General features: G+C 66.7%; 16 protein-coding genes. 5 read left to right on the forward strand and 11 right to left on the reverse strand.

What is annotated here, in order from left to right:
- Positions 1-25: 25 nt before the first annotated feature.
- From hisE to ACSQ24_RS00240, 11 genes are all read right to left on the reverse strand, one after another.
- A complete protein-coding gene (hisE, locus tag ACSQ24_RS00190; protein WP_436092748.1) occupies positions 26-433 on the reverse strand; it encodes a phosphoribosyl-ATP diphosphatase in 408 nt (135 codons plus the stop codon).
- 62 nt (positions 434-495) lie between these two features.
- On the reverse strand, positions 496-999 hold the full coding sequence (locus ACSQ24_RS00195) for an RNA pyrophosphohydrolase (RefSeq protein ID WP_436092749.1): 504 nt from the start codon (positions 997-999) through the stop codon (positions 496-498).
- The gene (locus ACSQ24_RS00200) at positions 996-2,204 is read right to left on the reverse strand and encodes a divergent polysaccharide deacetylase family protein (RefSeq protein WP_436092750.1); all 1,209 of its coding nucleotides are present in this window, start codon (positions 2,202-2,204) and stop codon (positions 996-998) included. The genes ACSQ24_RS00195 and ACSQ24_RS00200 overlap by 4 nt, the downstream gene beginning before the upstream one ends.
- 173 nt (positions 2,205-2,377) lie before the next feature.
- On the reverse strand, positions 2,378-3,733 hold the full coding sequence (locus ACSQ24_RS00205) for a S41 family peptidase (RefSeq protein WP_436092751.1): 1,356 nt from the start codon (positions 3,731-3,733) through the stop codon (positions 2,378-2,380).
- Positions 3,733-5,010: a murein hydrolase activator EnvC family protein gene (locus tag ACSQ24_RS00210; protein ID WP_436092752.1), complete on the reverse strand. Its 1,278-nt coding sequence runs from the start codon at positions 5,008-5,010 to the stop codon at positions 3,733-3,735. The genes ACSQ24_RS00205 and ACSQ24_RS00210 overlap by 1 nt, the downstream gene beginning before the upstream one ends.
- A gap of 86 nt (positions 5,011-5,096) precedes the next feature.
- Positions 5,097-5,579, reverse strand: a complete 483-nt coding sequence (gene rlmH / locus ACSQ24_RS00215) for a 23S rRNA (pseudouridine(1915)-N(3))-methyltransferase RlmH (protein ID WP_436092753.1) — start codon at positions 5,577-5,579, stop codon at positions 5,097-5,099.
- A 12-nt stretch (positions 5,580-5,591) separates the two neighbouring features.
- Positions 5,592-5,972, reverse strand: a complete 381-nt coding sequence (gene rsfS / locus ACSQ24_RS00220; RefSeq protein WP_436097786.1) for a ribosome silencing factor — start codon at positions 5,970-5,972, stop codon at positions 5,592-5,594.
- Positions 5,973-6,071: 99 nt separating this feature from the next.
- Positions 6,072-6,683 carry a nicotinate-nucleotide adenylyltransferase gene (locus ACSQ24_RS00225; RefSeq protein ID WP_436092754.1) on the reverse strand — a complete coding sequence of 204 codons (612 nt, stop codon included), beginning with the start codon at positions 6,681-6,683 and terminating at the stop codon, positions 6,072-6,074.
- Positions 6,680-7,921 carry a glutamate-5-semialdehyde dehydrogenase gene (locus tag ACSQ24_RS00230; protein WP_436097787.1) on the reverse strand — a complete coding sequence of 414 codons (1,242 nt, stop codon included), beginning with the start codon at positions 7,919-7,921 and terminating at the stop codon, positions 6,680-6,682. Before ACSQ24_RS00230 ends, ACSQ24_RS00225 begins: the two co-directional genes overlap by 4 nt.
- An 83-nt stretch (positions 7,922-8,004) precedes the next feature.
- A complete protein-coding gene (gene proB / locus ACSQ24_RS00235; RefSeq protein ID WP_436092755.1) occupies positions 8,005-9,144 on the reverse strand; it encodes a glutamate 5-kinase in 1,140 nt (379 codons plus the stop codon).
- Positions 9,145-9,262: 118 nt separating this feature from the next.
- A complete protein-coding gene (locus tag ACSQ24_RS00240) occupies positions 9,263-9,850 on the reverse strand; it encodes a hypothetical protein (RefSeq protein ID WP_436092756.1) in 588 nt (195 codons plus the stop codon).
- A 211-nt stretch (positions 9,851-10,061) separates the two neighbouring features.
- On the opposite strand from ACSQ24_RS00240, the gene rpsU reads away from it, so the two are divergent.
- From rpsU to ACSQ24_RS00265, 5 genes are all read left to right on the forward strand, one after another.
- The gene (gene rpsU, locus ACSQ24_RS00245) at positions 10,062-10,325 is read left to right on the forward strand and encodes a 30S ribosomal protein S21 (protein WP_110489825.1); all 264 of its coding nucleotides are present in this window, start codon (positions 10,062-10,064) and stop codon (positions 10,323-10,325) included.
- Between the two features lie 82 nt (positions 10,326-10,407).
- Positions 10,408-10,782, forward strand: a complete 375-nt coding sequence (locus ACSQ24_RS00250) for a DUF6481 family protein (protein WP_436092757.1) — start codon at positions 10,408-10,410, stop codon at positions 10,780-10,782.
- 278 nt (positions 10,783-11,060) lie between these two features.
- Positions 11,061-12,176 (forward strand): TRAP transporter substrate-binding protein, encoded by a 1,116-nt coding sequence (locus ACSQ24_RS00255; protein ID WP_436092758.1) that lies wholly within the window; start codon positions 11,061-11,063, stop codon positions 12,174-12,176.
- A gap of 83 nt (positions 12,177-12,259) precedes the next feature.
- Positions 12,260-12,853, forward strand: coding sequence for a TRAP transporter small permease subunit (locus tag ACSQ24_RS00260; RefSeq protein WP_436092759.1), 594 nt, complete (start codon positions 12,260-12,262; stop codon positions 12,851-12,853).
- Positions 12,854-12,861: 8 nt separating this feature from the next.
- Positions 12,862-14,181 (forward strand): TRAP transporter large permease, encoded by a 1,320-nt coding sequence (locus ACSQ24_RS00265; RefSeq protein WP_436097788.1) that lies wholly within the window; start codon positions 12,862-12,864, stop codon positions 14,179-14,181.
- Positions 14,182-14,183 lie beyond the last annotated feature (2 nt).

Here is a 14,183-nt window from a genome sequence, read left to right on the forward strand (position 1 = left end):
GGACCAGATGGCTGCCAAGAAGCCGTCAGCGGTGCTTGCCATGGAGCAGGAGCGGATGCGGGGCTTCGCGCTGTGTCCCGTCCTTGCCTGTCTCGCCGACCGGCGGCTGGCCGCCATGCCGGGATTTCGGCAGCTTCTCGGCAATGCCGTAGAGCTCCTCGCGCCGGTCCATCTCGCGCCAGATCTCGCCGGGTGTGATGCCAAGCTCGCTCCACAGCACGACGAGATTGTAGAGAAGGTCGGCGCTTTCGCGGACGACTGCCGGGCGGTTGTTCTGCACCGCCTCGATGCCGACCTCGACCGCTTCCTCGCCGAGCTTCTTGGCCATTTTTGGCACGCCTTCGCGGATAAGCTTGGCGGTTCGCGACAAGGCTGGATCGCGGGCGCGGGCCGAGAGGACGGCGGCGTAGAGCTTCTGCACCGAATCGGTCATCACGGCAGAATCGGGCCGCCATGTAAGGGTTTCGTGACGGTCCCGTCGTTTGCGCCGGGCGCTCATCGCGCCAGCCCTGCGAAGAGGCGCGCGACCTCGCGATAGACATCGCGCTTGAACGGAATGATCAGGTCGGGTGTCTCGGCAAGCGGGACCCAGCGCCAGGCGTCGAATTCCGCCTTGTGGCCGCCAGCCGGAGCGAGGATGTTGATCTCGCTCTCGTCGCCCTCGAAGCGGAAGGCGAACCATTTCTGCGACTGGCCGCGATAGCGGCCGCGCCAGGCCTCCTTGCCGATCTCGCGCGGCAGGTCGTAGCTCAGCCAGTCGGGCGCCTCGGCGAGCAGCGAGACGGACGCGACATTGGTCTCCTCGCGCAATTCGCGATAGGCGGCCTCGATCGGCTGTTCGCCGGCATCGATTCCGCCTTGCGGCATCTGCCATTCATGGCCCGGCGCGACATGCTCGCGCTGGCTGCGGTTGGCGCGGCGCCCGATGAAGACGAGGCCGGCCGGGTTGAACAGGGCAAGGCCAACACAGGGGCGGTAGCCGGCGGGAGGTTTCATCATCGCAGCGAGCCGGTGGTCGAAGGGGTGCGGAAGCCGCGGGCGGCGCTGACCGGGACGATGACCAGGTTCTTGCTCTCGAGCGTGCGGGCCCAGCGGGTGATGCGCTCGACCGTGACCGGCAGTGCGCTGGCGATGGCGATGACGGCGCCCTGGTCGCGGGCAAGCGTCTCCAGCCGCTGCAATTCCCTGTCGATCGCCTCGGCGCGCGGGACGGCGTCGAGCGCGAGGTCAGCCTTGAGCGCCGGGATCTGGGCCCTTGTCGCCGCCGATGCGAGCAGGCTGCGCGGCGAGGAGCCATCGTCGACGACCATCAGGCCGCGTCCGGCGAGCTCGCGCAGCAATGGCGTCAGCGCCGTATCGTCGGCCGTCAGGCGGCCGCCGAGGAAGTTGACGATGCCGACATAGCCGGTGACGCGGCCGAGCACCCATTGCAGCCGGTCGAGATTATCGCTGCCCTTCGGTCCGATGAGCAGGGTATGGGGCCCCGGATCGTTGTCTGGGTAGTCGAACGGCTCCATCGGTACCTGCAGGAAGACCTCGTGGCCCTCGCTGCGCGCCCGCTGCACGGTCTTCTCCAGATCGGCACCGTAAGGGGCAAAGGCGAGCGAGACGGCTCCCGGCAGGCGCGCGATCGCCTCGCTGGTCGAACTCTGGCTGATGCCGAGGCCACCGACGAGGATCGCGATCCGACCAGCCGGCTTGCCGGCTGGGGTGGGGCCGAGCGGGCGGGCATAGACCTGCATCGGTGTCGCGCCATCGGGGCCGATCTTCGGCAAGAGGCCATGCCGGGTGCGTTCGACGAGCCGCTTGTCCGGCGCCGGCGCGAGCTTGACCGCGCCGTCGTCGGGCACGGTGATGATGACCGCGCCGGGAGCATCGGCGCCCGGCCGGACGACGGTGACGCCGGAGTCGGTTTCGAGCTGGCTCGCGCTGGCCGGGCCGCGTCTTTCCTCGGGCGCGGCGGACTGAAGCAGGGCCCTGGCGATATCGGGAGCTACGGGGCGCTCGCGGATCACGGCGGTCGCGATCGGCTCGCCGCCGACGGGGTCGCGTTTCAGCGCTGCATAGAGGGCAAGACCGGCGAAGGTGACGGCCAGAGCGCTGGTCAGGCTGCGCCAGAGCCAGCGCCCATAGGGTCGCGGCGCGTGTGCGCGCTTCGCCTGCCCGAGCGGCTGGTCGAGTTCGCTGAGCGGCAATCCGGCCAAGAGGCGCCGTCCTCTTCGACGTCATCACATTGCGAATCAGTTCGCAGCGCTAGAGTCGGATGATTCAGGCCGGAATCAATCGCCAATCGGCCGCAGGGAAAACAATCTCCTGCGGCCGTTGCACAAGTGCCGAGTTGCCGGGCGGGAAAGTCCAGCGGATCAGTCTGACTTGCTCAGTCTGTCTTCCCTGCCTCCGGAGCGGGCGCGGGGGTCGGGGCGGGAGCAGGAGTGGCAGGCAATGCCACGTCCTTCTTGCCGCGCAGCAGGTTGAGCGCCGCGGCGAGCTGGGTGTCCTTGGCAGGGTCGATCGGGACGTAGGACGGCGAACCGGCCTGTTCCTCCTTGCCATCGCCATTGCGCAGATGGCCTTTGAGCGAGGCCTCGCCCTTGTTCTCGATCTTTTCCTTCAGCTCGGCCGGCACGTCCTGGATGATCTCGATGTCGGGCGTGATGCCCTTGGCCTGGATCGAGTTGCCGGACGGGGTGTAGTAGCGCGCCGTGGTCAGTCTGAGGCCGCCATTGTCGCCGAGGCGGATGACGGTCTGCACCGAGCCCTTGCCGAAGGAACGCGAGCCCATGACGGTGGCGCGCTTGTGGTCCTGCAGGGCGCCGGCGACGATCTCGGCGGCGGAGGCCGAGGAGCCGTTGATCAGCACGACGACCGGCTTGCCCTTGGTCAGGTCGCCCGACTTGGCGTTGAAGACCTGGGTCTCCTCGGCATTGCGGCCGCGCGTCGAGACGATCTTGCCGCGGTCGAGGAAGGCGTCGGAGACCAGCACCGACTGGTCGAGCCGCCCGCCGCGGTTGTTGCGCAGGTCGATGACGTAGCCCTTGACCTTGTCGAAGCCGATCTCGGCATTGACCTTGTCTAGCGCCTTGCGCAGGCCCTCATAGGTCTGCTCGCTGAAGGTGCCGATGCGGATATAGCCGACATCGGTCTCGACGCGTTCCTCGACCGCCGGCACGACGATGTTGGACCGGGTCAGGGTGAATTCCAGCGGCTCGGTCTTGCCGGGGCGCTCGATCTTGAGCTTCACCTGCGTGTTGATGATGCCGCGCATCTTCTCGACGGCCTGGTTGAGGCTGAGGCCCTTGACCTCGTCGCCGTCGATCTGGCGGATCATGTCGCCGGCCAGGATGCCGGCCTTGGAGGCGGGCGTGTCGCGAATCGGCTTGGCGACCTTGAGGACACCGTCCTCCATCGTCACCTCGATGCCGAGTCCGCCGAATTGGCCGCGCATGTCGATATCCATGTCGCGGAAGCTCTTGGCGTCGAGATAGGCCGAGTGCGGATCGAGCGACGAGACCATGCCGTTTATCGCGGCCTCGATCAGCTTCTGCTCATCCGGCTTCTCGACATAGTCGGTGCGGATCTTCTCGAAGATATCGCCGAACAGATTGAGGCTGCGATAAACCTCGGCCGAGGCCGCGACCGCGCTGGTCGAGGAGAACAGCCTCGTCTGCGTCGCGACACCAGTGAGGCCCGCGCCGGCGATGGCGCCGACCAGAACGAGAGAAACCTTGCGCATCATCCGCGAACCTTTTCGCTTTGCGATTTCGTCCACCACGGCGTCGGATCGATCGAGACGCCGTCTTTCCTGAACTCGATATAGAGGACCGGCTCACCGGTCCCCGCTCCCACATTCGTCGCGGCCGCTTCCGCAGTCTCGCCCATCACCGCAACCGGCTCTCCAGCCAGCACAAACTGGTTCAGCGAAACATCGATGCGCTGCATGCCTGCCAGAAGAACATAGTAACCATTGCCGGCATTGAGGATCAAGAGTTGGCCAAAGGAGCGGAACTGCCCCGCATAGACCACCCAGCCATCCGAAGGTGACGAAACCACGGCATTTGGGCGGGTGGAAAGCGAAATTCCGCGCGTTGGGGCGCCAACTTCATCGCTCGACCCAAATCCACGCAATTGTGAACCGGCGACCGGCAGGGGCAGCATGCCGCGCAATTCCTGGAAGGCCGCCTTGGGGGCGAGTCGGGCGGGATCGCGGAAGGCGAGCTGGGCCATGCGCTGGCGCTGCTCCTGCGTCTCGGCCTCGAGTGCGCGGCGGGCGGCTTCGGCGGCGCGGGTGGCGGAGGAGATGTCCTTTTCGATCCGCTCGACGAGATCGCGCAGGGTTTTCGCCTGTGTTGCGAGTTCACTGCCTGTGGCGCGCTGCGCCTCGATGTCCTGGGTGGCGCTTGCCTCGCGGCTGCGCCTGGCTTCGATCAGGGAGGCGAGGCGCTGGCGCTCGCCGGCCAATCCCTCCATCTCGCCGGCGATCGCCTTGCGCTCCTCGGCGATGCGCTCGCGCAGGCGCACCAGTTCGGCAAGGTCGGTCCCGAGGATCGCGATCTCCTGGCGCAGATCGGGCACGACCGCGCCGAGCAGCATCGAGGCGCGCACCGCTTCGAGGATATCCTCTGGCCGGACCAGTACCGCCGGCGGTGGCCGGCGGCCGATGCGCTGCAGCGCAGCCAGCACCTCGCCGATCAGGCCGCGCCGGCTTTCCAGCGAGCGCCGGATCGCGGTCTCGCTGGTCTGCAGCAGGGAAAGGCGCTGTTCGAGCCCGGCGATGCGGCCTTCGGCGCCTTGCGTGCGGGCGGTGGTATCGAGCAGGGCCTGGTTGAGCTTGGTCCGGTCGGCGCGGATGCCGGCGATCTCGGCTTCCAGCCTGGCGCGGGCCTCGGCGCTGCCGGCAAGCCGCTCCTCGATCGCCTTGAGCTCGGCCTCACGGGCGCGTTTCTCCTCGCGCTTCTGCTCGGTCTCGCGGGCGGTCTGCTCCGATTCGGGTGTGGGAGCCGTCTGAGCCATGACGGTGCTGCCGGCGAGGCAAGCGCAAAGCAGCGCCGGCCAGGGCCGGAGCGCGCGCGAAATCCGAATCAGCCGGAAGGGGCGGGTCATGCCCGATGATAAGGGTGGCCGGCCATGATCGTCATTGCCCGATAGAGCTGTTCGAGTACGAGAGCCCGGACGATCTGGTGCGGAATGGTCAGCGCGCCGAACGAGAGCACCAGCGTGGCACGCTCGCGCAGCCCGGCATCGAGCCCGTCGGCCCCGCCGATCAGCAGGGTCGCGGCCGGGGTCCCGGCGTCGCGCGCCATGGCGAGCCTGTTGGCGAATGTGTCGCTGTCCAGGCTCTTGCCGCGTTCATCCAGGGCGATGACGAGCCCGGAAGGAGGCAGGCGCTCGGCGATCAGCCTGGCCTCGTCGCGGCGGCGCTCCTCGGTACGGCGGCCGCGGCTTTCGGCAAGCTCGACGACATCAGGCCCGCTCAGGCCGAGTCCACGGGCGAGACCCTGGGCGCGTTCCTGATAGCGGGCGCAAAGATCGCGCTCCGGCCCATCCTTGAGGCGGCCGACGGCGATGACCGAAAGGCGCACGAAAACTAGGGGTTAGCCGTCGAGGCGCTCGCGCGGCCGGTCGGCGCCCCACATCTTCTCGAGATTGTAGAACTGGCGCACTTCCGGACGGAAGACGTGGATGATCAGGTCGCCGGTATCGATCAGCACCCAGTCGCAGGCGGGGAAGCCTTCGACCCTCGGCGTCTCGTGGCCAGCCTTCTTGAAGGCTTCGACCAGGCTATCGGAGATCGAGGCGACGTGACGGTTGACCCGGCCGGAAGCGATGATCATGGCGTCAGCCAGCGAGGTCTTGCCGACCAGGTCGATCACGGTGGCGTCCTCGGCCTTCATGTCGTCCAGAACCTGGAGCGCGAGCGCAATGCTGGACGCGGCCGGGTTGTCGGTCAGGGCAGCCGGGGGAAGCGGCGTGATGGCAGCTTCGCCGATCGATTGACGGTCCAGAGTCGTATCCTCACGTGACGACGCGCTCACAGCGCGACACCCCCAATTTAAGCGTCGGAGGGGTTGAGTTCAATTGCTTTCGGCGAGCTCGCGCAGATAGGTCGAGGACAGCTCGGACCGACGCCCGTGCAGGAAGATCCAGGCGGGCGGCGTCCGCACCGGCAGGGCGGCGCCCTGGTTCTCCGGCAAGCGCCAGCGCGCCATCCAATTGGCGGCGGGGGAGGCGACCGAGTGAAGGGTCGAGCCCGGCCGGTCGATCACCGCGATCGGCATCATCCTGGCGATGGCGCGCCATTCGTTCCAGCGGTGGAAATTCGCCAGGTTGTCCGAGCCCATGATCCAGACGAAGCGAACACCCGGGCAACGGCGCTTCAGCTGGCGCAGCGTGTCGGCGGTGTAGCGGGTGCGCAAGGTCGCCTCGATGCCGGTGACATTGATGTGGCCGTGGTCGGCAAGCGCGCGAGCGGTCGCGATGCGCTGCGTCAGCGGCGGCAAGGCGTGGTTGTCCTTCAAGGGGTTGCCGGGGGTGACCAGCCACCAGACCCGGTCGAGCTGGAGCCGGCGCAAGGCGGTGAGGCTCGCCATGCGATGGCCGTCATGGGCCGGGTTGAAGGTGCCGCCGAACAGCCCGATGCGCAGGCCGGGTGCGTGCGGCGGCAGGCGCAGCTCCTCGGCGCTCACGGTCGGACCTGACCCCGGCCATGGACCCGATATTTGAAGGAACAGAGCTGTTCGACACCGACGGGGCCGCGCGCATGCATGCGGCCTGTGGCGATACCAATCTCGGCACCGAAGCCGAACTCGCCACCATCGGCGAACTGGGTCGAGGCATTGTGCAGGACGATCGCCGAATCGACCTCGGCGAGGAAGCGGGTGGCGGCGGCCTCGTCCCCCGTCACGATCGCCTCGGTATGATGCGAGCCGTAGGTCTCGATATGAGCGATCGCGGCGTCGAGGCCCGGCACGACCTTCACCGCGATGATGCGGTCGAGATATTCGGTGCGCCAATCCTCCTCGCTCGCCGGGGTGACGCGCGGATCGACGCCTTGCGCCGCCGTATCGCCGCGTACGGCACAGCCTTCGTCGAGCAGGGCGGCCACCAGTGGCTGCAGATGCGTCGCGGCACAGGTTTCGTCGACCAGGAGCGTCTCCGCGGCGCCGCAGACGCCGATGCGGCGCAGTTTGGCGTTGAGCAGGATCGAGCGAGCCATGGCGAGGTCAGCCTGCGCATGGACATAGACATGGCAGTTGCCGTCGAGATGGGCGAAGACCGGCACGCGCGCTTCCTTCTGCACGCGCGCTACGAGGCTCTTGCCGCCACGCGGCACGACCACGTCGATAGCGCCATCGAGCCCCTTGAGGATTTCGCCGACGGCGGCGCGGTCGCGGCTTGGCACGAGCTGGATCGCCTCGCGCGGCAGGTCGGCGGCGCCAAGCCCGTCCTGCATGGCGGTGGCGATCTCGCTCGAGGTGCGGAAGCTGTCGGAGCCGGCACGCAGGATCGCGACGTTGCCGCTCTTCAGGCAGAGCGCGCCGGCGTCCGCCGTGACGTTGGGGCGGCTCTCGAAGATCACGGCGACGACGCCGAGCGGCGTGGCGACGCGCTCGAAGAACAAGCCGTTGGGCTGAGTCCAGCTCGCCAATACGCGGCCGACCGGATCGGGCAGGGCGGCGATGTCGGCGACCGCCTGGGCGATCGCCTCCAGACGGACATCATCGAGGGTGAGCCGGTCGATGAAGGAGGCAGCGAGGCCGGCGGCGTGCGCGTCGGCGAGATCCTGACGATTGGCGGCGAGGATCGCCGGGGCGCGTTCGCGCAAGGCGACCGCCGTGGCCGCGAGCGCACGGTCACGTTGCTCAGCCGGGGCGGTACCGACCCGGCGCGCCGCGGCGCGTGCGCCTCGGCCGAGCGCGCTCATCAGCGCGGCGACGCCGCCGTTCTCATTGTCGGGCGCGGGGGGGCGCCTGGCGCTTTCGCTGGTCATTGCGGCCTGAAGTTTCCTCACACGCCCGGATCGTAGCCGAGGCGCAGCGCCATGTCGTCCCGGTGAATCATCTCGGCGCGGCCGGGATAGCCGAGCACTGCCTCGATATCGCGCGAGGCCTTGCCGAGCACGCGCGCCGCCTCGTCCGCATCATAGGCGACGAGGCCGCGACCGAGCTCGCTGCCGTCGCCGGCACGGATCACCACGGCATCACCACGGCTGAAGGCGCCCTCGATCCGGGTCACGCCGACCGGCAGCAGGCTCGCGCCGCCACGCAGTGCCCGGGCGGCGCCGTCGTCGACGTGGAGCGTGCCGCGCGGCTCGAGCGAGCCGGCGATCCAGGTCTTGCGTGCGGTCGCGGGCGTCGAGGCGCTGAGGAACCAGGAGCAGCGGGCGCCTTCGGCGACAGCGCGCAGCGGGTTCTTGGAGCGGCCATCGGCGATCAGCATATGAGCGCCGCCAGCCGTCGCGATCTTGCCGGCCTCGATCTTGGTGCGCATGCCGCCGCGGGATAGCTCGGAGGCGGCGCCGCCGGCCATCGCCTCGATCGACGGGGTGATCGCCGGGATGACCGGGATGTGCCTGGCGTCCGGGCTGGACAAAGGCGGGGCGGTATAGAGCCCGTCGATGTCGGAGAACAGCACCAGGAGGTCGGCGCCGGCCATGGTGGCGACGCGGGCGGCGAGCCGGTCATTGTCGCCATAGCGGATCTCGGAGGTCGCGACCGTGTCATTCTCGTTGATGACCGGGACGGCGCGCAGGTCGAGCAGACGCCCGAGCGTCGCGCGGGCGTTGAGGTAGCGCCGGCGCTCCTCGGTATCGGCGAGCGTCAGCAGGATCTGGCCGGCATTGAGCCCGTGATGGCCGAGCGCTTCTGCCCAATTGCGGGCAAGAGCGATCTGTCCGACTGCGGCGGAGGCTTGGCTTTCCTCGAGCTTGAGCGGGCCGGCCGGCAATTTCAGCACGGTGCGGCCGAGCGCGATTGCGCCGGAGGACACGACGAGCACGTCGGCGCCGCGGCCGTGCAATTCGGCGAGGTCCTCGGCGAGCGCGGCGAGCCAGGCATGGCGCAAGCGCCCCTGCGTGCGATCAACGAGCAGGGACGAGCCGACCTTGACGACGATACGGCGGAACTGGTCGAGGGCGGGCAGGTTCACGGCGGGACCGGGCTTCAAGGCGGGCAAGATAGTGCCTGTCGCCGTTCCTTGGCCAAATCGCCGGCATTGTAAAGCAGCGCAGGTGCATTGCCGCTACGCCCCGCGCGGGAAAGGCTCGTCATACCGGCGCGCCGAGCACCCGGACGATCCAATAGGCTTGGTAGGCGATGTGGAGCGATGCCGTTGCGAGCTGCAGGCGTTTGTTGGCGAAGAGCGAGGCGAGCAGGCAGAGCCCGAGGCCGAGCGGGACCTGGACAAGATAATCGGCGCTGTAATGGCTCCAGCGCTCGGAGCCCTTGAGGGCGGTATCGACGACGTCGAGGACGAAAGTCAGCGCGAAGAGGCCGTAGAACCAGCGCCGGCGGTTGAGGAAATAGTCCTCGTAATCGGCATATTCGTCGAGATCGTCCGGGAACAGCAGCGCGCATAGCAGGAAGAGCGTCAGCGCGTAGACGATCAGGAAGATGAAGGTGCCGAAGGTCAGGCTCGGCAGCCGGGACAGCGCGAATTCCCACCACCAGAACAAGGCGAGCTCGACCAGCAGCGAAAAAACCCACAACAGATGGATTGCCGACAGCCGATAGCGCTTCGGATGCTGGATCAGCCGGGCGAGGCCGGTGAGTAGCCTTGTGATGCCGAGGCCGACCACCATGCCGATGACGACGCGGATATGGGCAAAGAGCTCGTTGGCGGCTTGGGAATCCATGGTGTCCGGGATGATCGAAGGGAAGCTCGAGGGTGCATGGCGGGTCATGCCATGCCAAGAGGCGTGAGGCGATGCGGGCTCGCCATGCGCAAAACGGGGTAAAACGGGGGTGGTGTTGGCCGCTGATTTCTGTTACCGGGGCGCGTAATTCATCAAGGGTCGGGCTCAGCCTGGCCCTTTTTCCTTCCATCCTGCAAAGCTGGAGACACGGATGCAGGTTCTCGTGCGCGACAACAATGTCGATCAGGCCATTCGCGTTCTTAAGAAGAAATTGCAGCGCGAAGGCGTGTTTCGCGAGATGAAGCGCCGCGCCTCCTATGAGAAGCCGTCCGAGCAGCGCGCCCGCGAAAAGGCCGAGGCTGTCCGCCGCGCCCGCAAGCTCGCTCGCAAGCAGGCCCAGCGCGAAGGTCTGATCGCCGCGCCGAAGCCGAAGGTGCTCAAGCCCCGCGCTGCCGGCGCAGCCGCCCCGCGCTGATTTCACTACAAAAACCCCGCGCGCTGCTTTATCTGCAGCGCGCGGGCGGCATTTTCGCCCGAGCAACTCCTGAAGGCCAACCTTGAAGAATCCGAACGACCGCCATTTCACCGACCGCCAGGCCAATTCCGCCAATGCGAAGAAGGCCCTGCTCGAGCGCTTCAAGAAGCGCCCCGGGCCGGACGATCCGGTGATGGTGCAGCGTCGGGCCGAGCGCGAGGCGATCGCCGTCGCGCGGGCCGAGCGCGATGCCAAGAAGGAAGCGGAGCGCCTGGAAGCCGAGCGCCTCGCCGCCCTGGAGCGTGCAGCCCAGGAGGAGGCCGAGCGTCAGGCCGAGATCGAGCGCGAGGTGCAGCGCAAGGCCGAGCAGGCCAAGCGCGATGCAGAGCGGCCGCGTCGCGTGCTGCTCGAAGCCGTGCAGTACATGGAGATGCGGGTCGCCGGTAAGCGCCGCTGAACACGAATTCTCGATCAGGCTCGTCCGATCGATGGCGGCGCCGCACTTTGTGCGGCGCCGTTTTCTTTGGCACGCAGGCGTTCGCCTGCCATTTCTTTCCGCAAGGGAACAGCACTCGTTCCCATTGGGAATAATACCCGTTCCGCCTGCAACTAAAGTGCAACGACCTTCCCGCTTGCTATCTCCCGCTGCCGCCGAAACTCTGAAATCCGGCGGCCTTCAGAGCCGCAAACAATGCACGCCGGCTTCAACGGCGCCGTTTCTCCGGGGAGAGAACCATGACGTCCGAGCAGACGAAGACACGCGCCAATAGGCGCAATTTCCTCAAAGTGGCCGGGCTTGCAGGCGCTGGCGCGATCGCCATGCCGCAAGTGAGCCGGGCGCAGACCGTGACCTGGAAGTTCCAGTCGACTTGGCCGACCAAGGATATCTTCCATGAATTCGCGGGAGATTTCGCCAAGCGCATCAACGACATGTCAGGCGGGCGGCTGAAAGTCGACGTGCTCGCCGCCGGCGCCGTCGTGCCGGCCTTCCAGATGCAGGACGCGGTCGCGGCCGGCATCCTGGATGGCGGCCACGGCGTTTCGGCCTATTGGTACGGCAAGAACAAGGCGTTCTCGCTGTTCGGCACGCCGCCAGCGCTGGGTTGGGACGCCACCAACTTCCTCGGCTGGATGAATCACGGCGGCGGCTATGATCTCTACAACGATCTCGTCCAGAACCAGCTCAAGCTCAATCTGGTCGGCTTCTTCTCCGGCCCGATGCCGTGCCAGCCGCTCGGCTGGTTCAAGAAGGAGCTGAAGACCGCCGATGACTTCAAGGGGCTGAAATACCGCACCGTCGGCCTCGCCGCCGACCTGATGCGCGAGATGGGCGCGGCCGTCACCATTCTCGCGGGTGGCGAGATCGTGCCGGCGCTGGAGCGCGGCGTCATCGACGGCGCCGAATTCAACAATCCGTCCTCGGATTCGATTCTGGGCTTCCAGGATGTCGCCAAGGTCTACATGCTGCAGAGCTACCACCAGGCGGCGGAGAGCTTCGAGCTGCTCTTCAACAAGACCAAGTTCGACGCGCTCTCGCCCGAGCAGAAGGCGATCATCAAGTACTCGGCCGAATCGGCCTCCTCAGACATGATCTGGAAGGCGCTCGACCGCTATTCCAAGGATCTCGAAATGCTGCGGGGCAAGGGCGTCAACATCGTCGCAACGCCGGAGGTGATCCTGAAGGCGCAGCTCGCCGCCTGGGACAAGGTGCTGGAGAAGCTCGGCGGCGAGAGCCCCTTCTTCAAGAAGGTGGTCGACAGCCAGAAGGACTGGGTCAAGCGCACCGTCTCCTATCAGCGTCTGAACGAACCCTCGCGCGACCTCGCCTTCAACCACTTCTTCAAGACCTGAAGGCCGTCGCCCTCGACAACGCCGCGCCCGCCATCGTCCCCGGTGGCGGGCGTTCTTTGCCCGAGAAGCAACAGCAGGTGCGCATGGGACTGATCCTGGCGATCGACAAGTTCAACACGGCCATCGGCAAGCTCGCCGGCTGGACGATCCTGATCCTGACGCTGGCGATCAGCTACGAGGTCTTCGCCCGCTATGTGCTGCGCGCGCCGACCGAATGGGCCTTCGACGTCAGCTACATCCTGTATGGCACATTGTTCATGCTGGCCGGGCCCTATGCGCTCGCCCGCAACGCCCATGTCCGCGGTGATTTCCTCTATCGCGCCTGGAGTTCGCGGGCGCAGGCGCGTCTCGATCTCGCGCTCTATTTTCTCTTCTTCTTCCCGGGCATCATCGCGCTCGCCTGGGCCGGCTACAAATTCGCGGCCTTCTCCTGGATGATCGGCGAGCATTCCTCGAACTCGCCGAACGGGCCGCCGCTCTACCATTTCAAGTCGCTGATCCCGATTGCCGGCGCGCTGATGACGCTGCAGGGCATGGCCGAGGTGGCGCGCTGCATCATCTGCCTGCGCACCGGCGAGTGGCCGCAGCGGCTGCACGACGTCGAGGAAACCGAGAAGCTCATTCTCGAGCAGGCCGCGGCTGCGCAGGGTGCGCCCGATGCGGGGAAAGCGATCTGATGCTGGGCATGGGCAATCCGGAACTGGGCGTGGTGATGCTCGTCCTGTTCATCTTCTTCATCATGCTCGGCTTCCCGATCGCCTTCACGCTGATGGCTCTCGGTGTCGGCTTCGGCTACTGGGCGATGGGCGACATCGTCTTCAACCTAGTGGTCCAGCGCACCTATTCGGTGATGGCCAACGACGTCCTGGTCTCGATCCCGCTCTTCATCTTCATGGGCTACATCATCGAGCGGGCGAACATCCTCGACAAGCTGTTCCACTCGATCCAGCTCGCGCTCGGCAATGTGCCAGGCTCGCTCGCGATCGCGACGCTCGCGACCTGCGCGATCTTCGCGACCGCGACCGGCATCGTCGGCGCGGTGGTGACGCTGATGGGGCTGCTCGCCTTCCCGGCGATGCTGCGCGCCGGCTATGACGTCAGGCTCTCGGCCGGTGTGGTCTGCGCCGGCGGCTGCCTCGGCATCCTGATCCCACCCTCGGTGATGCTGATCCTCTACGGCGCGACCGCCGGCGTTTCCGTGCCGAAGCTCTATGCGGGGGCGCTGTTCCCCGGCCTGCTGCTCGCCGGGCTCTACATGCTCTATGTGCTGATCCGCTGCTGGCTCAACCCGGCGCTGGCGCCCAAGCTGCCGAAGGAGCAGACCGACGTGCCGTGGACGACGGTGGTCTGGGCGCTGCTGACCAGCTTCTTTCCGCTCACCATCCTGATCATGTCGGTGCTGGGCGCGATCTTCTTTGGTCTGGCGACACCGACCGAGGCAGCCGCGATCGGCTCGCTCGGCAGCCTTATCCTGGCGGCGGCCTATCGCTCGCTCTCCTTCACCAAGGTCAAGGAGTCGGTGATCCTGACGGCGCGGACCTCGGCCATGGTCTGCTGGCTCTTCGTCGGCTCCTTCATCTTCTCGTCGATCTTCGCCATCCTCGGCGGCCACGAGCCGATCAAGAACCTGGTCACGGCGCTCAACCTGTCGCCGACCATGTTCCTGATCGTTGCGCAGATCATCATCTTCGTGCTCGGCTGGCCCTTGGAGTGGACCGAGATCATCGTGATCTTCGTGCCGATCTTCCTGCCGCTGCTGGAGTTCTTCAAGATCGATCCGCTGTTCTTCGGCATCCTGATCGCCTTGAACATCCAGACCTCGTTCCTGTCGCCGCCGGTGGCGATGGCGCCGTTCTACCTCAAGGGCATCGCGCCACCGCATGTCACCATCAACCAGATCTTCTCGGGCGTGATGCCCTTCCTCTGGATCGTGCTGGTGGCGATGGTGCTGGTCTACGTCTTCCCCGGCATCGCGCTCTGGCTGCCGAAATATCTCTACGGCTGAGA

Origin of the sequence: Allobosea sp. LjRoot237, assembly GCF_964253285.1 — a bacterium.
In the GTDB taxonomy this organism is placed as follows: domain Bacteria; phylum Pseudomonadota; class Alphaproteobacteria; order Rhizobiales; family Beijerinckiaceae; genus Allobosea.

Coding starts and splice junctions, on each gene's coding strand:
- hisE (WP_436092748.1), bottom strand. CDS start 433: ATGACCGATTCGGTGCAGAAGCTCTACGCCGCCGTCCTCTCGGCCCGC.
- ACSQ24_RS00195 (WP_436092749.1), bottom strand. CDS start 999: ATGATGAAACCTCCCGCCGGCTACCGCCCCTGTGTTGGCCTTGCCCTG.
- ACSQ24_RS00205 (WP_436092751.1), bottom strand. CDS start 3,733: ATGCGCAAGGTTTCTCTCGTTCTGGTCGGCGCCATCGCCGGCGCGGGC.
- ACSQ24_RS00210 (WP_436092752.1), bottom strand. CDS start 5,010: ATGGCTCAGACGGCTCCCACACCCGAATCGGAGCAGACCGCCCGCGAG.
- ACSQ24_RS00230 (WP_436097787.1), bottom strand. CDS start 7,921: ATGAGCGCGCTCGGCCGAGGCGCACGCGCCGCGGCGCGCCGGGTCGGT.
- ACSQ24_RS00240 (WP_436092756.1), bottom strand. CDS start 9,850: ATGGATTCCCAAGCCGCCAACGAGCTCTTTGCCCATATCCGCGTCGTC.
- rpsU (WP_110489825.1), top strand. CDS start 10,062: ATGCAGGTTCTCGTGCGCGACAACAATGTCGATCAGGCCATTCGCGTT.
- ACSQ24_RS00255 (WP_436092758.1), top strand. CDS start 11,061: ATGACGTCCGAGCAGACGAAGACACGCGCCAATAGGCGCAATTTCCTC.
- ACSQ24_RS00260 (WP_436092759.1), top strand. CDS start 12,260: ATGGGACTGATCCTGGCGATCGACAAGTTCAACACGGCCATCGGCAAG.
- ACSQ24_RS00265 (WP_436097788.1), top strand. CDS start 12,862: ATGGGCAATCCGGAACTGGGCGTGGTGATGCTCGTCCTGTTCATCTTC.